This window comes from Mesorhizobium sp. AR07 (assembly GCF_024746815.1).
In the GTDB taxonomy this organism is placed as follows: Bacteria; Pseudomonadota; Alphaproteobacteria; order Rhizobiales; family Rhizobiaceae; genus Mesorhizobium.
Window position 1 is genome coordinate 3,773,033 of record NZ_CP080525.1, and the last position, 19,792, is coordinate 3,792,824.

The following is a 19,792-nucleotide window of genomic DNA, read 5'->3' on the forward strand; positions in this document are numbered from 1 at the left end:
AGAAGATCATGATCGAACAAACAGCCGGCGATGTCGGTTTTCGCCCGTCCCGAACGTCCTTGGGATGACAGACAGGAGAGGTTCATGCATCGCAACAAGGTCGTTTCGCGTGAAGACTGGTTCCAGGCGCACAAGCAGCATCTGGCCCGCGAGAAGGAACTGACGCGGCTTCGCGAGCGCATCGCGGCCGAGCGGCGCGAACTGCCCTGGCTGAAAATCCGCAAGGATTACGTCTTCGAGACCGCGCAAGGGCCGAAAAGACTGGCCGACCTGTTTGCCGGCAACAGCCAGTTGATCGTCTACCACTTCATGTTCGGGCCGGGGTGCAACCATCATTGCGAGGGCTGCTCTTTCCTTGCCGACCATATCGACGGCGCCAACCAGCATCTCAGACATCACGACGTGTCGCTAGTGGTGATTTCGCGCGCACCGCTGGCCGAATTGCTGCCCTACAAGCAGCGCATGGGTTGGAAGTTCGACTGGGTGTCGTCCTACGCTTCGGATTTCAACTTCGACATGCAGGTCTCCTTCACCGACAAGCAGATCGCCGCCGGCGATACCACCTACAATTTCGAGACCCGTCCGCGGACGTCGAAGGAGCTTCCCGGCACCAGCGTTTTCTACAGGGACGGGACCGGCGACATCTTCCTCACCTTCCTATCGCGCGCCCGCGGCGGCGAGGCACTCATCGGCACCTATGATTATCTCGACATGACGCCGAAGGGCCGCAACGAAACAGGCCCCTATCACGGCCTGATGGACTGGGTACGCTTGCACGATGAATATGGCGACCGGTCTGGAACTCGGGAGACCTGTTGCGATTAGCGCGACAGGCAGCCGCCGGTCGTTCACGTCAGCCGCAACATGCGCTAAAGGTGCGGCATGCAGCGCCTTCTCGCCCTTCTCACCTGGCTGGCCTACCCTGTCTATGTCTGGCAGGGCCTTGGCGTGCGCCGCCGCACCACGCGCATGCTGCCGGCGCAGGGGCCGGTCATGCACGATCTCCCGGGCAAGGCGCCGCCAATCTCGCTTCTGGTGCTGGGGGATTCCTCGGCCGCTTCGGTCGGCATAGGCAATTCCGAAGACGGGCTTGCCGCGCAACTTGCCATGCTGATCGCGCAAGGCACCGGCCACGCCGTGCGCTGGCGGGCGGCCGGCTTCAATTCGGCAACGTCGGGCCAGATTCGCGACCATGTCCTGCCCAATCTGTCGGCGGATCCGTGGACGCATATCGTGCTCGCCATCGGCACCAACGACACCAAGAACTTTCACTCGGTGCCGCGCTTCAAGAAGGAGTTCGGCGGCCTGCTTTATGCGCTACGCGCCAAATGGCCGGAGGCGCGCGTGGTGTGGTCGCCGGTGCTGGAGTTCACGCGAGCGCCGGCGATGCCGCCGCTGCTCGGAAAGATCCTCGAGGTGCGCGCCACCGAGATGAACCGGATGGGCGAACGCCTTTGCCTGGAACGCGGTGCGGTGCCGGCGCCACGCCTGCCGATCACAAATCCTGAAGAGGGTTTTGCCTCCGACGGTTTTCATGCTTCGGAAGCCGGCTACCGCGCCTGGGCCGAGCATCTCGTCGGCCCGGTGCTTGCCTCTTGAACGACCGGCAGGAGTGGCGTTGCCCTGCGCGCAGGCTTATGTCCAATGCCCGAGCACGGCCGTTATGGAAATCGCCGCCATCGCCAGCAGCGCGAGCTTCCAGAAGTCGCTGCGTCGCTTCAGCCCCGGCCAGCCGAGCGGCTTGATCAGCTGGATGGCCATGATGCCAACAATGACGAGCGCGAGGAGTTTCGACATGCCGCCTTTGACCAGCAACGCGGCCGGCTGTCAAAGCGCCTCATTCCTTCCCTGAGAAAGAATAGGCGCCGCGATCCGAACCGGAACGCGGCGCCCGTCTTTGGTCTGGGCGATCTACTTGAGCGGCTTGAGACCGGCCTCGATCGAGGCGCGCTTCGGTTCGAGGAAAGGCGGCAGAGCCAACTTTTCACCCAGCGTTTCCAGCGGCTCGTCGGCGGTGAACCCCGGGCCATCGGTGGCGATCTCGAACAGGATGCCGTTCGGCTCGCGGAAATAAAGCGAACGGAAGTAATAGCGTTCGACCTCGCCGCTCGACGGCAACCGGAATTCGGCCAGACGGGCGGTCCATTGATGCAGCGTCTCCTGGTCCGGCGCCCTGAAGGCGACATGGTGAACCGCACCGGCGCCTTGCCGTGCCGGCGCGAGGCCTGGCTGCACCAGGACGTGAAGCTCCGCCGCCGGCCCGCCGTCACCCATTTCGAAGACGTGAACCTGACCTTCCGGCGAGGCATAGTCGCGGGCCTTGCGCATGTTCATCACTTGCGTCACCACCGCCTCGGTGTTGGTGATGTCGGGAACGCTGATGACGATCGGCCCGAGCCCGCGGATCTGGTGCTCGGCCGGCACCGGACTTTGCGCCCAGGCATGGCTGTCGCCCTTGCCGCCATCGCTGACGAGGCGCAGGCGCTGGCCCTCTGGGTCTTCGAAATCCAGGCAGGGGTAGCCGCCGATGTCGGCGATCTCACTTGTCGCGATGTTTTCGCCGGCCAAGTGCTGCTTCCACCAGGCAAGGCTTTCCTGGCTGCCGACCCTGAGGCTGGTCCGCACGATGCTGTGCGTGCCACGCCGCTCGCGGCCAACCGGCCAGTCGAAGAAGGTGAGATCCGTGCCTGGTGTCGCTTCGCCGTCGGCATAGAAGAGGTGGTAGGCCGAGGTGTCGTCCTGGTTCACCGTCTTCTTGACCAGCCGCAGGCCCAGCACCTTCGTATAGAAATGAAGGTTGCCCGGTGCATTGGCGGTGACGGCGGTCAGATGATGGATTCCTGTCAGTTGCAGGCTCATGGTCGTCTCCCTGTTTTTGGGGTAGAATTTTCTCCTTTCATATCAGAACTGCGGCCGCATCGCTGAAGGCCGCGTATCCTGACAGTCCGTCGCCGCAGGATGAACAGTGGAGCCTCGATCGGTATCCCCACGGTGAACAATGTCAGCCCTGAAAGCCTGCTGAGGGCCGCGGTCCGATGCCGGGAAAACGGTGCCTTCCCCCGGCATACGCACCAATCGCAACTATCGTCGCGCGCCTGCCACCCTCCTGACAGACTGCTGTCAGGAGGGGTATGCGATAGTGTCTCCATTCAGAGAGAGGAGACTAGCTATGAACGGTTTTACCCTTCTGCGCGGCATGCAGCACTATGTCGGCAAGATCCGGACGATGCGCAATGAAATCCGCACCCAGCGGTTCTTGAACTCGCTGCCGGCGGACATTCGCAAGGATATCGGCTGGCCGGACATGTATGCCGAGCGTCGCCTTCGCGGCAATTGAGACGAATTTTTCGACACAGCGGTTGGATGTGGGCGCCCCAACGCCCAGATAATAGGCCAGATAGCAGGTTTGGCGCGCGAGGGATGGAGCGAGCTTATGCCCGAACAGAAGACAATCGGCTTTCTTTTCATCGAAGACTTTGCCGACTGGGAATATGGCCTGCTGGCGGCATCGGCGGTCGAATGGTTCGGCGCCCGCGCGGTTTCGCTGACATCAGACGGCAAGCCAGTCACCGGGATCAGCGGTTTTCGACTGACGCCCGATCGCTCGGCCAGGGTCGATGAGAATACCGATCTCGACGCCATCGCCGTTATCGGCTCAGACCAATGGGCAGGCAAGGCGCCGCCGGACGCGGCGGTACTGCTCACCGCCGTTGCGTCGCGTGGCGGCGTGGTCGGCGGTATTTGCGCCGGCACATTGGCGCTGGCCCGGGCCGGCCTGTTCGAGAACGCCAGGCACACCAGCAATGGCCGCGACTGGATCAACGGCCATGAAGCAGCCTATGCCGGCGACGACAACTATCAGGATGTGCCGCATGCCGTTGCCGACGGCAAAGTCATTTCCGCGCCGGGTTCGGCGCCGGGCACTTTCGCGCTTGCCTTTCTGAAGACGCTCTATCCCGAAAGAGACAGCGATCTCGCGCGGATGCGGACGCTGTTCGCCAAGGAGTATGCTGAAGCCTCCTGACAGTATGCTGTCAGGATGGACGTGCAATAGGTGTCGCCACCAAACTTACTTCGGGAGAAACGCATGGTTTTCATTCCTGCAAAAGCCTCGGTCTGGTTCGAGATACCTGTTACCGACATGGACAGAGCGAGGGCCTTCTATGCGTCGGTGCTGCAGAACGACCTGCATCTCGAGGAGAGCGGGCCAAATCCGACCGCGATGTTTGCGGCACAGGACCGGATGGCTGCCGGCCATGTCTATCCCGGCAAGCCTGCGGCGCCCGGAACCGGACCGACCATTCACCTGTCTGTTGCCGCCCCGATCGAGGACGCCATGGAACGGGTGACACGCAATGGCGGCCAGGTCGTCTCGCCGGCCATCTCCATCCCTGCCGGCACATTCGCCTATTGCCTCGACCCTGATGGCAACAGTTTCGGACTCTTTGTCTGAGGAGGGACGGCGCGGAATGGTGAAGAGCTGGAACGACAGGTTGAACACGCCCGGCATCAACGGGGTGAAACCGACGCCGCGTACGATGGCCGATGTTATCGAGGGCCAGCCGATGCTGGTGCCGACCGCTCGCCAGGTCGATGATTTCATCCGTTCGATCCCCGAAGGCGTCGAGATGGATGTCCGAGCGCTGCGTACGGCACTTGCCCTCGAGCATGGCGCTGAAGTGACATGCCCGGTCACCATCGGCTATCATCTGCGCACCGTCGCCGAGGCAGCCAACGAGGATCTCGAACGCGGCATGACGCTGAGCGACATTGCGCCCTTCTGGCGCGTGCTCGATGCGAAGACTCCGACCACCGGAAAACTGTCCTTCGGCGCGGCATTCGTCGCCGCGCAGCGCAAGCGCGAAGGGCTGAAACCATGATGCATGCCGCCCAAAAGTGTTTTGCGGTTTTGGGATAACGGCATGCGCAAGAACATGACACATGCCGCCCAAAAGTGTTCTGCGGTTTTGGGCGACATGCATAGAAACAACGCCGAGGGACCATACGATGCGACGCGCCGACAGGCTCTTCCAGATCGTGCAGCATCTGCGCGGTGGCCGCTTGGTCACCGCCCAGAAGCTTGGCACGTGGCTCGAGGTTTCCGAGCGAACCATCTACCGCGATATCGCAGACCTGCAGTCGACCGGCGTGCCGATCGACGGCGAGGCCGGCGTTGGTTACATGATGAGGGAGGGTTTCGACCTTCCGCCGCTGATGTTCACGCGTGACGAGATCGTGGCGCTGGTTGCCGGCGCCCGCATGGTGCGCGCCTTTGGCGGCGCGGCCATGGCGAGGGCCGCCGACGAGGCGCTGGTCAAGATCGGTGCGGTGCTGCCGGATGCCGAAAAGGACCGTATCGCCCGCACCGAGATCCACACCCCGATGTGGGTGGTGAGCGACGCCGCCCGCGAGGCGATCGACCTGATCGAGCGCGCGGTCGAAAAGCGCCAGGTGCTGACCATCGACTATTGCGACGAAGCCGGCCGCGGCACCGCGCGCGATATCCGTCCGCTCGGCTTGTGGTTCTGGGGTAAGGTGTGGACGCTGGTTGCCTGGTGCGAGATGCGCGACGATTTTCGCGCCTTCCGCATCGATCGCATCGCCTCGGTGATCATCGCCGGCCGCATCTTCAAGCCGGAGCGCGGCAAGCAGCTTGCCGACTTCTACCGGGCGGTCGAGCGCAGTGAGGATTACGGCATGGCGCCGGACCGCTCTGCGCGAAGCTGAGGTTCAGGTCTTCCCTTCTCCTCTTGTGGGAGAAGGGAAGTGAGCTGTGCCTCACTCGTCGTCGTTATCGGTATTCTTCGACTTCAAAGCCGAGAGCTTGGCGAAAACGGCGTTGGCGTCGAGTTCTGCGTCCTCGTCCTTGGGCTTCTCGGGGGCCGGCACCAGACGCTCGGTCAAGGCCGCCGGCAGCAGCGTGTCGCCGACCGGCTGCGCTTGCTCGCGACCACGCGAAGCGCGGTTGACTTCCATGTCGAGGTCGATCTGCGAGGCGAGGCCCAGCGTCACCGGGTCCATCGGCTGCAGATTGGCCGAGTTCCAGTGCTTGCGCTCGCGGATCTGTTCGATCGTCGACTTGGTGGTGCCGACGAGGCGCGAAATCTGCGCGTCCTTGAGTTCGGGATGGTTGCGCACCAGCCACAGAATGGCATTCGGCCGGTCCTGACGCTTCGACAGCGGCGTGTAGCGTGGCCCCTTGCGCTTCGATTCCGGCACGCGGACCTTGGGGTCCGAAAGCTTCAGGCGCTGGTTCGGGTCCTTCTCGGCACGCGCGATCTCGTCACGGGTCAGCTGGCCGGTCATGATCGGGTCCATGCCCTTGATGCCTTGCGCCGATTCGCCGTCGGCGATCGCCTTGACCTCGAGCGGATGCAGCCCGCAGAACTGCGCGATCTGCTCGAAGGAAAGCGCGGTGTTGTCGACCAGCCAGACAGCGGTCGCCTTGGGCATCAGCAGCGTATTGGCCATTTCAAAAAATCCTTCTCGTTCGCCCGCGTTCCCGCGCGGGCGGTGGTTTAGAGCCACCAAAATGGGAAATTCGCGGTCTGTATAACCGCTCTCGGGCCGTTTCGCAACGTTTTTGGAAGCAGCGACCGGGCCGCGCTCATGCCATCGAGCGGAGCGAATTCAAAACCGACATGGCGATGATCTCAAGGGGGCATCTCCAGGCAATCGTCAGACCGCCAAGGGCGCAAAGCTGAGATCGACCGCTGATTGCTGTCGGGCGGCATTCGGCTGGTGTCGACCCCAAAACGACAAAACCCGCCGGACTGGGTCCAGCGGGCTTGGAACCGCGACGGAAAATCCGTCTGGTGCGGCTCTGGCTTGCAAGGCGCGACCTTTGCAGGTCACGCTTTACGTCAGATCGCTTTGCGGGCGATCTTTTCGATGTCGGCGCGATTGATGCCGAGATCGCTGAGTTGACGTGCGTTGAGGCGGTTCAGTTCGCGCACGGTCTCGGTGTACATGCGCCAGTTACGGAAAGCGCGGATCGGGTTCATGGTAGTCCTCCAGTGATTTGTTCGTTTCGGTGATGCTCAAATAGTCATCATCGATCAGGACTTGAACGGCCGATTTTGCATAGCAATGATGCAAATGCTGCATTGCACCATTAAGCCTTTGTTCATCTTGTAGGCAGGGAAGACACACGCCCCAGGACATGTCGAGATTCAGGTCAGGCCGTATCGAAGTAAGTAGGCACCGGAGGCGCAGGTATCAGCCATTTGCAGGCCGGCTGAATCTCGATACGTCCTAGCCGACGTCGAGCACGATCTTGCCGATATGCTCGCCGTCCTCCATGCGCTCATGCGCCCGCCAGGCTTCGCTGAGCGGGAAGATCATGTCCATGACCGGAGCCACCTTGCGCGTGCCGAGCAACGGCCACACCTGCGCCTCCAGCACTGCTGCGATCGCCGCCTTGAACTCGACGGTCCGTGGCCGCAGCGTCGAACCCGTGTGAGTCAACCGCTTGACCATGATCTTGGAAAAGTCGGCGCTCGCCACGGCGCCAGCCTGCACGGCGATCTGGACAATGCGGCCCTCGACCGCAGCGGCCTCGTAATTGCGCGCCACATAGTCGCCGCCGACCATATCGAGGATGACGTTGGCGCCCTTGCCCCCGGTCGCCTCCTTGACCGCGGCGACGAAATCCTCCTCGCGATAATTGATCGCCCAGTCGGCGCCGAGCTGCAGGCAGGCGTCGCATTTCTCCTTGTTGCCGGCTGTGGTGATGACATAGGCGCCGAATGCCGAGGCAAGCTGGATTGCCGTTGTGCCGATGCCGGACGAGCCGCCATGGACAAGCAATGTCTCGCCGCTCTTCAGGCCGCCGCGTTCGAACACATTGTGCCAGACGGTAAAATAGTTTTCCGGCACCGCCGCCGCTTCGGTGTGGGTAAAGCCGGCCGGCAGCGGCAGCACGCTGCCGGCATGGACCTTGACATATTCGGCATAGCCGCCGCCCGGCGTCAGAGCGCAAACGCGGTCGCCGATGCGCCAGCGCGATATGTCGTCGCCAAGGGCGGCCACTTCGCCCGAGGCTTCGAGGCCCGGCAAGTCGGATGCACCGGGCGGCGGCGGATAAGCGCCCTTACGCTGCTGGACATCGGGCCGGTTGACGCCGGCGGCATGCACCTTGATCAGGATCTCGCCGGGGCCGGGCTGCGGCACGTCGCGCGTTTCCGGTTTCAGCACTCGGGGGCCACCGGGTTCGGAGATCGCAATGGCCGTCATTCTTGCCGGAATTTTCTGTCCGCTCGCCATGGATTTTCCCGTCTCCGTAATGCCGGTCTTTCGGCAGCGTTTGCATCCGTGCCCTTGCCCTATGTATGCTCATTGCCAAATCACGCAAATGGTCAATCAGGGAGGAGCGACGATGGCGATCTTCGACGACGAACCCAAGAAGAAAGCACGCCCGCACGAGATCGGGCAGGACCTGTCGCTGCTTTCCGTCAGTGACTTGACCGAGCGCATCGGCATCCTGCGCGGCGAGATCGCCCGATTGGAAGCCGAGCTCAAGGCCAAGGACACCACCAAATCGGCCGCCGAGGCGCTGTTCCGCCGCGGATAGACGCGCCGGCGCGAAGGTCCGCCGCCGAAAAGCCCGAATGCGACTGTCTTCAGACCCAGCGCCCCTGTGAAACTCGAGCCGGATCAAACAATGTTCGCAACCTACAGGCCGATCCTCTCGCTGCTTCGCGGCACCGCATTCCTGCTCGCGGCGTCTGGATTGCACGGGCTGCTGTTGCCCCTGCGCGGCCAACTGGAAGGCTTCTCGACCGCATCGCTCGGCCTGATGGGCACGGCCTGGGCCGGCGGCTTCGTCACCGGCTGCTTCTTTGCCCCGCGCCTCGTGCGGCGCGCCGGCCATGTGCGCGCCTTCGGCGCCTTTGCCGCGTCGGGCGCCATCGTGGCGCTGCTCACCGGGCTGATCATCGATGAATATGTCTGGATCCTGCTGCGCGCCTTCACCGGCTTCACCATGGCCGGCGCCTTCATGGTCATCGAGAGCTGGCTGAACGAGAAGGCCACCAACGAGAACCGCGGCACCGTCTTCGGCCTCTACATGATGGTCACCTATGCCTCGATCATGGGCGGGCAGATGATCGTCGCCGGTGGCGACGTGAGGTCGGCGTCGCTGTTCATGATCACCGGCATCCTGTTCTGCCTGTCGCTGATCCCGACAGCGGTCTCGACCGCCTCCCACCCCAAGCCGCTGCAGGATGTCTCGCTCGACGTCAAAGGCCTTTATGCCAATTCGCCGGTATCGGCTGTCGCTTGCCTTCTGATCGGCATCGCCAATGGTGCCTGGGGTACGCTTGGCGCCGTCTATGGCGCCCGCATCGGCATCTCCACGGCCGAGATCGCCCTGATGATGAGCCTGGTGGTGGTCGCCGGTGCGGCCATGCAGCTTCCGGCCGGACGTCTCTCCGACAAGACCGACCGGCGTTTCGTGCTGGCGGGCGCTGCCTTCGGCGCAGCCTTGTTCGCGCTTGCGATCTTCCTGTTCGAGCCACGCTCCGCCGTGTTCGTCATCGTCTGCACCGCCGCCTACGGTGCCTTCGCCTACACGCTCTATTCGATCGCAGTGGCGCATGCCAACGACCACGCCCGCTCCGAGGATTTCGTCAAGGTATCGGGCGGCCTGCTGCTGCTCTATGGCTTCGGCACGATGATAGGGCCCTTGCTGGCGGCCGCCTTGATGGGCTGGATGCGCCCGGAAGGCCTGTTCCTGGCGACCGCCTTCGCCCATCTCAGCCTGGCGGGCTATACGCTGCTGCGCATCAGCCGCCGCGCTCCGGTGCCGATCGGCGACCGCGACGCCTTCAAGACGCAGCCGGCCGACCGTTCGGTGACGCCGGAAGCATTGCGACTTGATCCACGCAGAAAAGCTGAAACCACCGGTTGAGATTCGAAAGACTTTGCCTCACTAATAGGGCATGTTGTTTTCCGACGCCTTCATGGCGATTGCCGACCCCAACCGGCGTTATCTCTTGGAAGAGCTCCGCCGCGGCCCGAAGACTGTCAATCAACTGGCAGCGGGTTTGCCTGTATCGCGCCCGGCTGTGTCGCAACATTTGAAGGTGCTGCTCGATGCCGGGCTGGTCAACGCCAAGGCCGAAGGCACTAGGCGCGTCTATACTGTAAGCAATGCCGGCTTCCTGAAACTCAACATCTGGCTCGATCAGTTCTGGGAAGCGTGACCACTCGAGTCGCCCGACAGATCATCCCATTTCAGTCCTTCGTGCCCAGGAAGGCGCCAAGCGCATCGAGCAACAGCCTGGTCCCGTGCTCGCGTGTCTCCGACTTGTCATGGCCGTCCAGGAAAGCGCCTTGCTCTGTCAGCACCAACCGCGTCCCCTCGCCTTCCGCAAGGAGTTCGATCGTGGCCAGCGACACCGAAATGCGGGTTTCGCCAAACAGCATCTCGTAGCTGTAGACGATGCGCTGGTCCGGCACGATGTCCTGATAGATAGCGTTGTAGACGTGGACCGGCCCATCCTTCGGCCCACCGGCATTGACCTCCTTGCCGCCGACGCGGAAATCCATCTCGTGCCTGTGGGTCATCGGATTGTCGGGGTCGGCGAACCAGCGTTTCTTGGCGGCCGGATTGCTGAGCGCAAAATAGACCTTCGCGGGCGACGCCGGATAGAAGCGCTCGATGACGAAGGTGGAGTGGACGACGGAATGTCCGGTCACGGGTTTCTCCTCTGTGGTTGATCGAACTGGCCAGTTATGGCTGCGGAACGAAAACGCCATCCTTCCAGGCGGCGCCGAAATAGACCTCCACGCTGCGCAGCTGGTCGTCGCGGAACGAATGGAGTTCGGTGTTGCGGAAGGTCTTGCCGTCCGATGTTTCGCAGCGGTAGAGAACGAAAACCGCATCGCCGTCCTCGCAGATTCTGTCGACGGTGATGGACCTGATGAGCTTGTTGTTCGGCCAGCAGCGCACGAAATAGGTCGCGCGGTCGATGGCATCGTCATAGGGGCTGGTGAAGGTGAAATCGTCGGTCAGTGCCGCCTCCATAATCGCGCGGTCGTTTGCCCGATAGGCCGCGAAATAGCTGCGCACCAAGTCCGATCTGCTTTTGCCATGCATGATGATTGCTCCTCTGGTTTCAGCGGCGCCCGTTCCGATCGATCGCTGCTTGTCAGGCGCCGACGGTCGTGGACAAGAATTCGACAGCCAGATTGTCCAATGCCGCGCTGAATCCAGCCTCGCTGCCGGCGACCATGTCCTTGCCGCCGAAGGCGGCGATCTGATCGGTCAGCACCAGCCGCGTCGACGCACCGACCGGCTGAAGCTCAACCGTGATCAACGAGGCGGAAAGCCGGTTCCAGCCCTCGCGGACCAGCTCGGTCGAGACGATGCGCTGCTCGGGTTCGATGTCGATGTAGCGGGTTTCGACCCGGTAGATCAGACTGCCACGCGGTCCGCAGCGGCTGATATCCAGTCCGCCGACACGGAAGTCGGCCTTGTCGTAGATCAGTTCGACATTTTTCGATGGGGTCCCCCAGCGGACGCGCGCCCGCGGGTCGGCAAGCGCCTGGAACACGCGCGCCGGCGAGGCCTCGTAGATGCGCTCCAGCACGATCGTCGCGTGGGTCACGGATGCTTCCGTCATCATCGCCTCCTTCAGCTTTCGTCCTTGGTTTCGGCGAGAAAATCGCCGAGCCGGTCCAGCCGGCGCTCCCAGGCGAGGCGCCGTTCATTGATCCAGTGTTCCGCCGCTCTCAACGCCTTCGGCTCGATCTGGCAGGTGCGCACACGTCCCAGCTTTTCCGAGCGCACCAGGCCGCTTGCCTCCAGCACATTGAGGTGTTGGACGACGGCCGACAGCGACATCGCCAGCGGCTCGGCCAACTGGCTGACCGACGCGGGCCCGCGCGACAGCCGGTCGACCATCTGCCGCCGCGCCGGATCGGCGAGCGCCTGGAACATCAGATCGAGCTGGGCAGGATCGTGCAGCATCGCGATCAGCCGTTGTTGTACGGGAAGAACTTGAAGTAGGGCTGCGCCTCCTCGATCACGCGGGTGAAAGCGGGGCGCAGCATCAAGCGGTCATGATAGCGTTTTACGGCCGGGTATTTGTCGCCGAACGGCTCGACCTTGTTGGCATAGAACAGCGCCGGAGACGCCGCGCAATCGGCCATGGTGAAGGCGTCACCCATCGCCCAGTCTTTCGACAGCATGTCCTGCTCGATGATGGCGTAGGAGTTGCGCAACTGGGCGCGGGCCTGCTCGACACCAAACGGATCGGTCTTGTCTTGCGGCCGCAACCGGTCGCCGACGATTTTCTGCATCGGCTCCTGCACATAGAAATCATAGAAACGATCGGCCTGCCGGACGGCGAGCGCCAGGTCGATGTCGGCGGGAACGAGGTCGACCGGCCCCGGATAATGCGCGGCCAGATATTCGACGACGATGGTCGATTCCAGCACCGTGCGGTCGCGCGCATCGTCGCGCAGCGCCGGCATCTTGCCGCTCGGCGAAATCTTCAGGAAGGCCGCGCGCGACTGCTCGTCGCCAAGATCGACGATATCAGGCGTAAAAGGGATGCCGTTCTCATACAGCGCGATCAGCGGCTTCCAGCAGAAGGAGGCCAGTGGATGGCAATGAAGCGTCAGGGACATTTTTTTGCTCGTCTGTTTCATGGTTCGTCGGTGGCCGCGCGGCGCTGCTGGCCGAATTAACACTGAAGCATTTGCTTAACTATCGCGATGGACCTCGCTCGTCAAGACCCGCTTTGCCGCCTTGGTTCGCTCGGGTATGGGTGACGATGGCATCAGTCATCACCGTCCAGTCGTCGGGAGGCAGCTCATGACCGCCGCCTTCGATCCGAAGAATTGTCGCACCGGCGACCGCCTCGGCCAGCGCCTCGCCATGTTCGACCGGAAAGATCGGATCCGCCGTGCCATGGATGACCAGCAGCGGCGCCGCCAAGTCGCGCAGGCGGCCATTCCAATCGTCGCCGCCCTTGACCATGAAGTGGTTGGTCGCGCTCAGCAAACCACCGGAGCGATCGTAATCCTGTTCGACGAAGGCCCGCATCCGGGCCTCATCGAATGGATGCGCGATGCTGGCAATGGCGCGCGTGTCCTTGATCATGAAATCGATCACCTGGCCGCGATCCGACCAATCGACTTTGGCGCCCTCGGCCGAATGCTTGGCATAGGCGTCGCTCGTCTGCGGCAGATGCGCGGTGTCGATCCCCAGCGGCGAACTGCTGATGACGGTCAGCGATGTGACGCGGGACGGGTGCTTGAGAGCCACAAGCTGTGCGATCATGCCGCCCATCGACATGCCGACGACATGCGCCTTGCCGACGCCGTGGTCGTCAAGGACACGCATGGCATCGTCCGCCATGTCGTCGAATGTGTAAGGCGGCTCTCCCGGCGGATATTTGGCCGAGCGGCCGGTATCGCGATTGTCGTAGCGGATGACGAACAGGCCCGCGTCGGCCAGTTTCCGGCACAGCGCCTCCGGCCACCAGAGCATCGAGGCCATCGCTCCCATGATCAGCAACAGCGGCGGGTTTGCCGGATCGCCAAAGGCTTCGGATATGATTTGGGGGCGTTCGATCGTCGTCATGGCGCAGTCTCCCGCTCCGCAATACTGATTGCATTTTGCAATCAGTTGCACGATAATAGAACTGATACGATAATGCAACTGGTTTCTTGGAGAAAATATCATGAGCATGGATCGCCGGTCCGGATGCCCAATCAACCTGTCGCTCGAAGTGTTCGGCGACCGCTGGAGCCTGATCATCCTTCGCGACATGATTTTCGGCGGCAGGCGCCACTTTCGCGAACTGCTCAACGGATCGATGGAAGGCATTGCCTCCAACATCCTCGCCGACCGGCTGAAACGGCTGATGGTGCTGGGCATGCTGACCAAGGCCGACGACCCCAGCCACAAGCAGAAGGCGATCTACAGCCTGACCGAGATGGCCATCACACTGGTGCCGATCCTGGCCCATCTCGGTGCCTGGGGCCGCGTCTGGCTGCCGGTCAGCGAAGAACTCTCGATCCGCGCCGAGCTTCTGGAGAAGGGCGGACAGCCGATGTGGGACAAGTTCATGGACGAATTGCGCCACGAGCATCTCGGCATGCCACTCGATACACCAGCGGACGCCACCGTTCGTGCGACCTTGCGGGCCGCCTATGAGGCCGTGGTCGCCAGCAAGGCCCTCGCCGCCAGCACCGCTGCGTGACCAACTTATTTTCCCGTTTGGGGGCCGGCTCTGCTAGAAGGTACGGAAATCACAATTCACGGGATTGGATAAGGTCTTGGTTGAGAACTCTCGGGATGCCGCCCGCGCGCGCGCCGACCTGCGTTTCAAGAAGCAGGAAGAGGCGGCCACCGTCCGCCAGAAGGCAATGGCCGAATACGTCGCCGAGAGCGACGCCCGCCAGGCCAAGACCAACAAGCTGCGGGCGCTGCGTCTCGCCAAGGAAGCGGAAGACCTTGCCAACGCGCCTGCGGCCCCCGCCAAGAAGACGGCGCGCGCCAAGAAGAAATAGCGCGACCGGCAGGTATGCTCGACCGCGGGTGCGAAAGCACGCAAGCGGCAATGCCGCATCGGTGCTGCTTTCCATTCCGCCTCTTCATGCGAAGCAATTTCAACCGAAACCGGGATTTTGCCGTGCCCGTCGACGGTCGATGATCGGCGCGTTTTCAAACAGGAGATTGCCATGACCGCACTGCCGCTCGAAAAAGCCAGGCAAATCATCGATGCCGCCTTTGCCAAGGGCGCCGATCTCAAGCTCAAGCCGCTCGGCGTCTCCGTGCTCGACGCCGGCGGACACCTGGTCGCCTTCCAGCGTCAGGACGGCGCCTCGTTCCTGCGCCCGCAAATGTCGGCCGGCAAGGCCTATGGCGCGCTCGCCATCGGCATGGGCTCGCGTCGGGTCGAGGCCTTCGCCAAGGAGCGCCCGCACCTCGTCGCCGGCATCTCCGACGTGTCGGGCGGTCGCGTGCTGCCTGTCGTCGGCGGTGTACTGATCCGCGACAAGGCCGGCGCCATCATCGGCGCCGTCGGCATTTCCGGCGATACCTCGGACAATGACGAGGCCGCGGCAATCGCCGGCATCGAGGCCGCCGGCTTCACCGCCGATCCGGGCTGAGCCGTTGGAAGCCTTCCGACTTCGTCATCCCAGGGCGAAGCAGGAGCGAAGCTCCGTCGCGGAGACCCTGGGACCCATGCCGGGACCTTTGCCGGAGAGTGCAGCGGAGCAGAATTCTGCACCGCTGCAGCGCTCTGAAGTCGCGGCATGGATCCCGGGGTCTGCGCTGCGTCGCTTCGCTCCTTGCTCCGCCCCAGGATGACCAAGGCAAACGTCGGCGCCAAAAGCTTAATTCAGATTGATATCCCGGCTTGCCGACCGCATCGACACCGCGAAACCGGCCAGCACATCGAACAGCGCGATGACCATCAGCGTGAAGAACACGGAATGCGCCGCGCCCTTCACCAGCAGGAACTCGACCAGGAAGGCGACGAAGACCAGTGTCGACAGAAGATGGTCCATGATCGAAGCATTGGTCGTGCGCACCGACTTCGCTATTTCGAGGAAAAGGAAGATTAGCCCGAGCAGCACCATCAGGTCGCCCAGCGTCATCGAGAACACGCCGCCCGACATCATGCTGAACGAGAAGATTTCGCTCGCCCACGGGTCGTCACCGCTGCCGAATATTCCCAGAAGCCCGAGATTGTAGAGCACGAAAGGCACGATCAGCAGCGGAATGGCACCGAACATCTGGCGTCTCCATGTGGGGGCAATCCTTTGTAGAATGCGCCACTGGCACGCCGTCAAGATTTTTCGGTGGCAGCGCTGAACACGGTCGAAGACCGCATGCAACAACCGTGTCAGCCGGTTGACCGGCTGACACGGAGCAATTCCAGGAAAGTGCGGAACGGTTGTCCGCCCGCAATTACCTCAAACGAAAGGACGGAAGGCTCAGCGCTTGAATTGACCCGCGCGCACGGCCGCACCGATGACGTTGAGGATGATGTGGCCGGCGGTCATCGAGGTGATCTCGTTGATGTCGCGGGCAGGCGCGATCTCGACGATGTCCATGCCAACGACCTTTCCCTTGGCGAACAGCCCCTTGATCAGCTCGATCGTCTGGCGATAGGTGACACCGCCGGGCTGCGGTCCCTCGACCGCCGGCATCACAGCCGGATCAAGGCCATCGGCGTCGATGGTCAGATAGTAACGGCCGCCATCCGGTATGCGCTTGAGCAAAGCCGCCGTGCCGATATCCTGCCATTCATTGGTGGTGATGATGTTGGCGCCGTACGCGTGGGCGGCTGCCACCTCCTCGGCGCGGGCACTGCCCTGGCCGCGAATGCCGACCTGGAAGATGTCCTTGATATGCGCCATCTCGGACGCCCGGCGGATGGTGCTGGAATAACCTTCCTTGACGCCGTTGACGTTGTCGCGCCAGTCGAGATGGGCGTCGAGCTGCACCAGCGTGATCGGGCCTTCGCCGTCGAGTGCCCGGAAGATCGGGATCGGAATGCCGTGATCGCCCCCGATGGTGATCGGCAGCGTGCCGGCCGCGCGGATCTTGCGGATCGCCGCCTCGGCTCTGCTGTAGTGCCCGACATGATCGGCCGCAGCGCCGGGCACGTCGCCGACATCGACAACCCTGATGTCCTGGCCGTCGAAGACCGGCCCGCCAATGTCGAAATCATAGCGGTCGAGCGCCTGGCTGATGCGCTGCGAGGCGCGCCGCACCGCGGTCGGCGCTTTGGTCTGGTCGTTGATCAGCTCGTCGATCGTATAGGGATCGCCATAGGGCATGCCGATGATGGCGACATCGGCCTTCAGCGTGTCGAGGTCCTCGACCAGCGGGAAGTTCATGAATGTCTGGAAGACATCGCGCGGCGCAATGGTGAGTTTGGACATGGGGTCTCCTCTGTGTTGAAGGCTTTTTGAATCAGGCGCCACGGCGGGCTGCGAGATGGGGCTGCAGCCTGTGCTCCAGGCTGCGCGAGATCGCCGCCACAAGGGCGGTCAGCCCCCAGTACAGCAATGCGATGGCGGTGAAGATCTCCACCGGCGAGAAGGTGCGGCCGATGATGTTCTGGGCCATGTAGGTGAGTTCCGGCACGGTGATCGCCGACAGGATCGCCGATTCCTTGATCAGCGTGATGGTGAGGTTGGTGGCCGCGGGCAGGATGTAGCCGACCACTTGCGGCACCAGGACCTTGCGGAAGATCGTGAAGTAGCGCAGCCCCAGCGCATAGCCTGCCTCGACCTGCCCAGACGGGATGGACTGGATCGCCCCTCTGATGATTTCGGCGGAATAAGCGCTGGCATAGGCCGACAGCGCGCCGATCGAAACGACCACTGGCGACAGCCGGATGCCGAACATCGGCAAGGCGTAGAACAACAGGAAGATCTGGATCAGGAACGGGATGTTGCGGAAGATTTCGACATAGGCCGAGACGATTCCCGCCGGCAGCCGCCCGCCGCGCAGCCTGACCAGCGCCAGCACGATGCCGAGCGCGAAGCCGAGCGGCAGCGAGACGCCGCACATCAGCACCGTATTGCCGAACCCCTTGGCGAGTATCTGCCAATTGTCCAGGATGACGGAAAAGTCGAAGCTCATGCGCGCGCTCCCTCCGCCTTGCGTTCCAGATGCCTGGTCAGCAGGCTGCAGGAGAACAGCACGATGAAATACAGCACCGCCGCGATGCAGAAGGCTTCGACCGGCCGGTAGGTGACGTTCATGATGTTCTGCGCCGTGCGGGTCAGCTCGACCACGGCGATCACCGACAGGATGGATGACGCCTTCACCAGCATGGTGAACTCGTTGACCATCGGCGGTATGATGGCGCGAAACAGCTGCGGCATGATGATCTTGAACCAGGTCACCACCGGCTTCAGGCCAAGCGCCTTGGCCGCCTCATACTGGCCGGCGGGAATGCGCGTCAGCCCGGCGCGCAGGATCTCGGCGACGAAGGCGGCGCTGTTGAAGCTGAGCGCCAGCACGCCCGCCAGCAGCGGCGGCAGGTCGATGCCGACCAGGCCCGGCAGCACATAATACACCACGAAGATCTGCACGATCAGCGGCGTGCCGCGAATGAAGCTGGTGTAGAGCGCGCCGATCCAGCGAACCACGCGCCAGCGCGACCGGCCGCAGGCGAGCAGGCCGAAGCCGATCACCGTTCCGACCAGGAACCCCAGCGCCGAGACACCGAGCGTGATGCCGGCGCCGGTCAGGAATTGCGGCAGGAAGGTCAGCGTTTTTGAAAAATGGAACATTTTTCAGCTCGGACGGAGGGACGCTGTCTGGCGCCGGCACAAGCGATGACGGCGACCATCGCTTGCGCCGCGCCAGACATGTTCAAGGATGGAACCGGTTAGAGCGCGCCTGCCGGCAGATAGCCTTCGGCAGGCGTCTTCATCTCGAAACCGAACCATTTGAGCTGAAGTTCCTTCAGCTTGCCGCTATCCTTCAACTCGCCGATCTTGGCGTTGATGAATTCGCGCAGATCCTTGTCCTCCGGCCGCACGACCCAGGACAGATAGGAGAACTCGCCGATCGAGCCGACGACCTTGTAGGTATCGGGAACGTTCTTCATCAGCACGGCCGCCGAAGGCGAGGCGATGACGATGGCGTCGACCTGACCGGAGGCGAGAGCGACATGGGTTTCGGGGAAGGAGGTGAACAGCTTCAGTTCGCCGACCCCCTTGCCGCCCTTGTCCTTGAGCTCCTTGTCATAGGCCTCGATGATCGGCTGCACGGAAGAGGCGAGCTGCGTTGCCACCACCATGCCGTTGATGTCCTCCGGCTTCTTGATGCGCTCCTCGTCGGCGCGCACGACGATGACGTTCTCGAACGAGCCTGTCGGCCGCGTATAGGCGTATTTCGCCGCCCGCTCGGCATTGATGCCGGTCGAGGTCGCCATCAGGTCGAACTTCTTGGCCAGCAGGCCCGGCAGCAGCCCCTGGAAAGGCAGGTTCAGCTGGTCGAGCTTCACGCCAAGCTGGCTGACGACATAGTCGAGAATGTCCTTGTTGTAGCCGACGATCTGGCCGTCGCGCACGAATTCGAACGGCTCGAAGGCGGCCTCGGTGCCGACGACGATGGTGCCGCGCTGCTTGATCTGGTCGATCAGGCCATCGGCATGGGAAGCTGCCGTAAATGACAGGAAAAGCGGCGCGGCGGCGAGCAGGGACAGGACGCGGCGGCGCGATGTGGAGAAGAACTCAATCATTGTTACCCTCTTTTTTTTCTTCGGTTTTGCTGCGCTGGTAGGCCCGGCCTGAGTGCTTGAACACGCGGCCGATCATGTAGCTCTCGGAATCCTTGATCCCGGGAACATTGGACAGTTCGCTGACCAGGAAGTCGTGCAGGCTGGTCGTTGATGGCAAGGTGAGCTGGATGATGATGTCGAACGGCCCGGTCATGGCGTAGACGCTGTCGACGAACGAATACTCCGACAGCTTCCTGGCAACGCTGATGATGTGCTCGCGGTCGACGTCGAGCCCGACGATGGCAGCGATGCCGACATCGCTGCGCAGCGGCCGCACGACAGCCTGGATGCAGATATCCGGATCCTCGAGCACACGGGCCATTTTGCGCCGCACGGTCGCTTCGGTGACGCCGATGCGCTTGGCGATGTCGACGCTCGACATCCGCCCGTCGACCTTGAGCTGGGAAAGCACCGCCTGTTCGGTGTCGTCGAGATCACTCGTGCTGACGAAATCCCACATCAAAATCCCCATCTGTGTCGATTTACGACTATAAAATAGAAATTTACATAAGAAATCGTCC

General features: G+C 62.6%; 30 protein-coding genes. 13 read left to right on the forward strand and 17 right to left on the reverse strand.

Annotation, left to right across the window (positions count from 1 at the left end; translation table 11 throughout):
- Positions 1–84: 84 nt before the first annotated feature.
- Together BPNPMPFG_RS19210 and BPNPMPFG_RS19215 are read left to right on the forward strand one after the other, a co-directional pair.
- Positions 85–825: a DUF899 domain-containing protein gene (locus BPNPMPFG_RS19210; RefSeq protein WP_258590276.1), complete on the forward strand. Its 741-nt coding sequence runs from the start codon at positions 85–87 to the stop codon at positions 823–825.
- Positions 826–882: 57 nt separating this feature from the next.
- Complete coding sequence (locus BPNPMPFG_RS19215) at positions 883–1,599, forward strand: SGNH/GDSL hydrolase family protein (protein ID WP_258590277.1); 717 nt, start codon at positions 883–885, stop codon at positions 1,597–1,599.
- A gap of 36 nt (positions 1,600–1,635) precedes the next feature.
- Here BPNPMPFG_RS19215 and BPNPMPFG_RS19220 read toward each other — a convergent pair whose 3' ends face one another.
- Positions 1,636–1,815: a hypothetical protein gene (locus BPNPMPFG_RS19220; protein ID WP_258597095.1), complete on the reverse strand. Its 180-nt coding sequence runs from the start codon at positions 1,813–1,815 to the stop codon at positions 1,636–1,638.
- 96 nt (positions 1,816–1,911) lie between these two features.
- Positions 1,912–2,859, reverse strand: coding sequence for a ring-cleaving dioxygenase (locus BPNPMPFG_RS19225; RefSeq protein WP_258590278.1), 948 nt, complete (start codon positions 2,857–2,859; stop codon positions 1,912–1,914).
- A 310-nt stretch (positions 2,860–3,169) separates the two neighbouring features.
- Here BPNPMPFG_RS19225 and BPNPMPFG_RS19230 point away from each other — a divergent pair, with 310 nt between their 5' ends.
- The 5 genes from BPNPMPFG_RS19230 (at position 3,170) to BPNPMPFG_RS19250 (ending at position 5,727) form a co-directional block, all read left to right on the forward strand.
- The gene (locus tag BPNPMPFG_RS19230) at positions 3,170–3,337 is read left to right on the forward strand and encodes a hypothetical protein (RefSeq protein ID WP_258590279.1); all 168 of its coding nucleotides are present in this window, start codon (positions 3,170–3,172) and stop codon (positions 3,335–3,337) included.
- A gap of 96 nt (positions 3,338–3,433) precedes the next feature.
- The gene (locus tag BPNPMPFG_RS19235; RefSeq protein WP_258590280.1) at positions 3,434–4,024 is read left to right on the forward strand and encodes a DJ-1/PfpI family protein; all 591 of its coding nucleotides are present in this window, start codon (positions 3,434–3,436) and stop codon (positions 4,022–4,024) included.
- A 63-nt stretch (positions 4,025–4,087) separates the two neighbouring features.
- Entirely contained in the window at positions 4,088–4,453 is a 366-nt protein-coding gene (locus BPNPMPFG_RS19240) for a VOC family protein (protein ID WP_258590281.1), read from the forward strand.
- Between the two features lie 16 nt (positions 4,454–4,469).
- Positions 4,470–4,880, forward strand: coding sequence for a hypothetical protein (locus BPNPMPFG_RS19245; RefSeq protein ID WP_258590282.1), 411 nt, complete (start codon positions 4,470–4,472; stop codon positions 4,878–4,880).
- 127 nt (positions 4,881–5,007) lie between these two features.
- Positions 5,008–5,727, forward strand: a complete 720-nt coding sequence (locus tag BPNPMPFG_RS19250) for a helix-turn-helix transcriptional regulator (RefSeq protein ID WP_258590283.1) — start codon at positions 5,008–5,010, stop codon at positions 5,725–5,727.
- A gap of 51 nt (positions 5,728–5,778) precedes the next feature.
- On the opposite strand, the gene BPNPMPFG_RS19255 is transcribed toward BPNPMPFG_RS19250, so the two are convergent.
- The 3 genes from BPNPMPFG_RS19255 to BPNPMPFG_RS19265 form a co-directional block, all read right to left on the reverse strand.
- A complete protein-coding gene (locus tag BPNPMPFG_RS19255; RefSeq protein ID WP_095089368.1) occupies positions 5,779–6,471 on the reverse strand; it encodes a DUF1013 domain-containing protein in 693 nt (230 codons plus the stop codon).
- Positions 6,472–6,863: 392 nt separating this feature from the next.
- Positions 6,864–7,004, reverse strand: coding sequence for a DUF1127 domain-containing protein (locus BPNPMPFG_RS19260; RefSeq protein ID WP_091578925.1), 141 nt, complete (start codon positions 7,002–7,004; stop codon positions 6,864–6,866).
- Positions 7,005–7,254: 250 nt separating this feature from the next.
- Entirely contained in the window at positions 7,255–8,265 is a 1,011-nt protein-coding gene (locus BPNPMPFG_RS19265; RefSeq protein ID WP_258590284.1) for an NAD(P)H-quinone oxidoreductase, read from the reverse strand.
- Positions 8,266–8,377: 112 nt separating this feature from the next.
- Between BPNPMPFG_RS19265 and BPNPMPFG_RS19270 the strand changes: the two genes are divergently transcribed.
- The 3 genes from BPNPMPFG_RS19270 (at position 8,378) to BPNPMPFG_RS19280 (ending at position 10,205) form a co-directional block, all read left to right on the forward strand.
- Positions 8,378–8,572, forward strand: a complete 195-nt coding sequence (locus tag BPNPMPFG_RS19270; RefSeq protein ID WP_258590285.1) for a DUF1192 domain-containing protein — start codon at positions 8,378–8,380, stop codon at positions 8,570–8,572.
- 90 nt (positions 8,573–8,662) lie between these two features.
- Complete coding sequence (locus BPNPMPFG_RS19275) at positions 8,663–9,910, forward strand: MFS transporter (protein WP_258590286.1); 1,248 nt, start codon at positions 8,663–8,665, stop codon at positions 9,908–9,910.
- 31 nt (positions 9,911–9,941) lie between these two features.
- Complete coding sequence (locus tag BPNPMPFG_RS19280) at positions 9,942–10,205, forward strand: ArsR/SmtB family transcription factor (protein WP_258590287.1); 264 nt, start codon at positions 9,942–9,944, stop codon at positions 10,203–10,205.
- Positions 10,206–10,236: 31 nt separating this feature from the next.
- Here BPNPMPFG_RS19280 and BPNPMPFG_RS19285 read toward each other — a convergent pair whose 3' ends face one another.
- The 6 genes from BPNPMPFG_RS19285 to BPNPMPFG_RS19310 all read right to left on the reverse strand — a co-directional run bounded on the left by BPNPMPFG_RS19285 (position 10,237) and on the right by BPNPMPFG_RS19310 (position 13,594).
- Positions 10,237–10,701, reverse strand: a complete 465-nt coding sequence (locus BPNPMPFG_RS19285; protein ID WP_258590288.1) for an SRPBCC family protein — start codon at positions 10,699–10,701, stop codon at positions 10,237–10,239.
- 34 nt (positions 10,702–10,735) lie between these two features.
- Positions 10,736–11,101, reverse strand: coding sequence for a nuclear transport factor 2 family protein (locus BPNPMPFG_RS19290; protein WP_258590289.1), 366 nt, complete (start codon positions 11,099–11,101; stop codon positions 10,736–10,738).
- 52 nt (positions 11,102–11,153) lie between these two features.
- Positions 11,154–11,627 (reverse strand): SRPBCC family protein, encoded by a 474-nt coding sequence (locus BPNPMPFG_RS19295; RefSeq protein WP_258590290.1) that lies wholly within the window; start codon positions 11,625–11,627, stop codon positions 11,154–11,156.
- Positions 11,628–11,638: 11 nt separating this feature from the next.
- Positions 11,639–11,974, reverse strand: a complete 336-nt coding sequence (locus tag BPNPMPFG_RS19300) for an ArsR/SmtB family transcription factor (protein ID WP_258590291.1) — start codon at positions 11,972–11,974, stop codon at positions 11,639–11,641.
- 5 nt (positions 11,975–11,979) lie between these two features.
- Positions 11,980–12,636 (reverse strand): glutathione S-transferase family protein, encoded by a 657-nt coding sequence (locus tag BPNPMPFG_RS19305; protein ID WP_258590292.1) that lies wholly within the window; start codon positions 12,634–12,636, stop codon positions 11,980–11,982.
- A 79-nt stretch (positions 12,637–12,715) separates the two neighbouring features.
- Positions 12,716–13,594 carry an alpha/beta fold hydrolase gene (locus BPNPMPFG_RS19310; protein ID WP_258590293.1) on the reverse strand — a complete coding sequence of 293 codons (879 nt, stop codon included), beginning with the start codon at positions 13,592–13,594 and terminating at the stop codon, positions 12,716–12,718.
- A gap of 100 nt (positions 13,595–13,694) precedes the next feature.
- Between BPNPMPFG_RS19310 and BPNPMPFG_RS19315 the strand changes: the two genes are divergently transcribed.
- From BPNPMPFG_RS19315 to BPNPMPFG_RS19325, 3 genes are all read left to right on the forward strand, one after another.
- Positions 13,695–14,216: a winged helix-turn-helix transcriptional regulator gene (locus BPNPMPFG_RS19315; protein WP_258590294.1), complete on the forward strand. Its 522-nt coding sequence runs from the start codon at positions 13,695–13,697 to the stop codon at positions 14,214–14,216.
- Positions 14,217–14,292: 76 nt separating this feature from the next.
- A complete protein-coding gene (locus BPNPMPFG_RS19320) occupies positions 14,293–14,526 on the forward strand; it encodes a hypothetical protein (protein ID WP_258590295.1) in 234 nt (77 codons plus the stop codon).
- Between the two features lie 171 nt (positions 14,527–14,697).
- Positions 14,698–15,129, forward strand: a complete 432-nt coding sequence (locus tag BPNPMPFG_RS19325; protein ID WP_258590296.1) for a GlcG/HbpS family heme-binding protein — start codon at positions 14,698–14,700, stop codon at positions 15,127–15,129.
- Between the two features lie 228 nt (positions 15,130–15,357).
- On the opposite strand, the gene BPNPMPFG_RS19330 is transcribed toward BPNPMPFG_RS19325, so the two are convergent.
- The 6 genes from BPNPMPFG_RS19330 to BPNPMPFG_RS19355 all read right to left on the reverse strand — a co-directional run bounded on the left by BPNPMPFG_RS19330 (position 15,358) and on the right by BPNPMPFG_RS19355 (position 19,731).
- Positions 15,358–15,759 carry a hypothetical protein gene (locus BPNPMPFG_RS19330; protein ID WP_258590297.1) on the reverse strand — a complete coding sequence of 134 codons (402 nt, stop codon included), beginning with the start codon at positions 15,757–15,759 and terminating at the stop codon, positions 15,358–15,360.
- Between the two features lie 201 nt (positions 15,760–15,960).
- Positions 15,961–16,914, reverse strand: a complete 954-nt coding sequence (locus BPNPMPFG_RS19335; RefSeq protein WP_413776783.1) for an agmatinase — start codon at positions 16,912–16,914, stop codon at positions 15,961–15,963.
- Between the two features lie 31 nt (positions 16,915–16,945).
- A complete protein-coding gene (locus tag BPNPMPFG_RS19340) occupies positions 16,946–17,620 on the reverse strand; it encodes an amino acid ABC transporter permease (RefSeq protein ID WP_258590298.1) in 675 nt (224 codons plus the stop codon).
- A complete protein-coding gene (locus tag BPNPMPFG_RS19345) occupies positions 17,617–18,276 on the reverse strand; it encodes an amino acid ABC transporter permease (protein WP_258590299.1) in 660 nt (219 codons plus the stop codon). The genes BPNPMPFG_RS19340 and BPNPMPFG_RS19345 overlap by 4 nt, the downstream gene beginning before the upstream one ends.
- Positions 18,277–18,374: 98 nt before the next feature.
- Positions 18,375–19,232: a transporter substrate-binding domain-containing protein gene (locus tag BPNPMPFG_RS19350; RefSeq protein WP_258590300.1), complete on the reverse strand. Its 858-nt coding sequence runs from the start codon at positions 19,230–19,232 to the stop codon at positions 18,375–18,377.
- Positions 19,225–19,731 carry an Lrp/AsnC family transcriptional regulator gene (locus BPNPMPFG_RS19355; protein WP_258590301.1) on the reverse strand — a complete coding sequence of 169 codons (507 nt, stop codon included), beginning with the start codon at positions 19,729–19,731 and terminating at the stop codon, positions 19,225–19,227. The genes BPNPMPFG_RS19350 and BPNPMPFG_RS19355 overlap by 8 nt, the downstream gene beginning before the upstream one ends.
- Between the last annotated feature and the right edge of the window lie 61 nt (positions 19,732–19,792).

Bases quoted from the DNA above. Each gene is read 5' to 3' on its own strand.
- BPNPMPFG_RS19210 (WP_258590276.1), top strand. From the start codon at position 85: ATGCATCGCAACAAGGTCGTTTCGCGTGAAGACTGGTTCCAGGCGCAC.
- BPNPMPFG_RS19215 (WP_258590277.1), top strand. From the start codon at position 883: ATGCAGCGCCTTCTCGCCCTTCTCACCTGGCTGGCCTACCCTGTCTAT.
- BPNPMPFG_RS19225 (WP_258590278.1), bottom strand. From the start codon at position 2,859: ATGAGCCTGCAACTGACAGGAATCCATCATCTGACCGCCGTCACCGCC.
- BPNPMPFG_RS19230 (WP_258590279.1), top strand. From the start codon at position 3,170: ATGAACGGTTTTACCCTTCTGCGCGGCATGCAGCACTATGTCGGCAAG.
- BPNPMPFG_RS19235 (WP_258590280.1), top strand. From the start codon at position 3,434: ATGCCCGAACAGAAGACAATCGGCTTTCTTTTCATCGAAGACTTTGCC.
- BPNPMPFG_RS19240 (WP_258590281.1), top strand. From the start codon at position 4,088: ATGGTTTTCATTCCTGCAAAAGCCTCGGTCTGGTTCGAGATACCTGTT.
- BPNPMPFG_RS19245 (WP_258590282.1), top strand. From the start codon at position 4,470: ATGGTGAAGAGCTGGAACGACAGGTTGAACACGCCCGGCATCAACGGG.
- BPNPMPFG_RS19250 (WP_258590283.1), top strand. From the start codon at position 5,008: ATGCGACGCGCCGACAGGCTCTTCCAGATCGTGCAGCATCTGCGCGGT.
- BPNPMPFG_RS19255 (WP_095089368.1), bottom strand. From the start codon at position 6,471: ATGGCCAATACGCTGCTGATGCCCAAGGCGACCGCTGTCTGGCTGGTC.
- BPNPMPFG_RS19260 (WP_091578925.1), bottom strand. From the start codon at position 7,004: ATGAACCCGATCCGCGCTTTCCGTAACTGGCGCATGTACACCGAGACC.
- BPNPMPFG_RS19265 (WP_258590284.1), bottom strand. From the start codon at position 8,265: ATGGCGAGCGGACAGAAAATTCCGGCAAGAATGACGGCCATTGCGATC.
- BPNPMPFG_RS19270 (WP_258590285.1), top strand. From the start codon at position 8,378: ATGGCGATCTTCGACGACGAACCCAAGAAGAAAGCACGCCCGCACGAG.
- BPNPMPFG_RS19275 (WP_258590286.1), top strand. From the start codon at position 8,663: ATGTTCGCAACCTACAGGCCGATCCTCTCGCTGCTTCGCGGCACCGCA.
- BPNPMPFG_RS19280 (WP_258590287.1), top strand. From the start codon at position 9,942: ATGTTGTTTTCCGACGCCTTCATGGCGATTGCCGACCCCAACCGGCGT.
- BPNPMPFG_RS19290 (WP_258590289.1), bottom strand. From the start codon at position 11,101: ATGCATGGCAAAAGCAGATCGGACTTGGTGCGCAGCTATTTCGCGGCC.
- BPNPMPFG_RS19295 (WP_258590290.1), bottom strand. From the start codon at position 11,627: ATGACGGAAGCATCCGTGACCCACGCGACGATCGTGCTGGAGCGCATC.
- BPNPMPFG_RS19300 (WP_258590291.1), bottom strand. From the start codon at position 11,974: ATGCTGCACGATCCTGCCCAGCTCGATCTGATGTTCCAGGCGCTCGCC.
- BPNPMPFG_RS19305 (WP_258590292.1), bottom strand. From the start codon at position 12,636: ATGTCCCTGACGCTTCATTGCCATCCACTGGCCTCCTTCTGCTGGAAG.
- BPNPMPFG_RS19310 (WP_258590293.1), bottom strand. From the start codon at position 13,594: ATGACGACGATCGAACGCCCCCAAATCATATCCGAAGCCTTTGGCGAT.
- BPNPMPFG_RS19315 (WP_258590294.1), top strand. From the start codon at position 13,695: ATGAGCATGGATCGCCGGTCCGGATGCCCAATCAACCTGTCGCTCGAA.
- BPNPMPFG_RS19325 (WP_258590296.1), top strand. From the start codon at position 14,698: ATGACCGCACTGCCGCTCGAAAAAGCCAGGCAAATCATCGATGCCGCC.
- BPNPMPFG_RS19330 (WP_258590297.1), bottom strand. From the start codon at position 15,759: ATGTTCGGTGCCATTCCGCTGCTGATCGTGCCTTTCGTGCTCTACAAT.
- BPNPMPFG_RS19335 (WP_413776783.1), bottom strand. From the start codon at position 16,914: ATGTCCAAACTCACCATTGCGCCGCGCGATGTCTTCCAGACATTCATG.
- BPNPMPFG_RS19340 (WP_258590298.1), bottom strand. From the start codon at position 17,620: ATGAGCTTCGACTTTTCCGTCATCCTGGACAATTGGCAGATACTCGCC.
- BPNPMPFG_RS19345 (WP_258590299.1), bottom strand. From the start codon at position 18,276: ATGTTCCATTTTTCAAAAACGCTGACCTTCCTGCCGCAATTCCTGACC.
- BPNPMPFG_RS19350 (WP_258590300.1), bottom strand. From the start codon at position 19,232: ATGATTGAGTTCTTCTCCACATCGCGCCGCCGCGTCCTGTCCCTGCTC.
- BPNPMPFG_RS19355 (WP_258590301.1), bottom strand. From the start codon at position 19,731: ATGTGGGATTTCGTCAGCACGAGTGATCTCGACGACACCGAACAGGCG.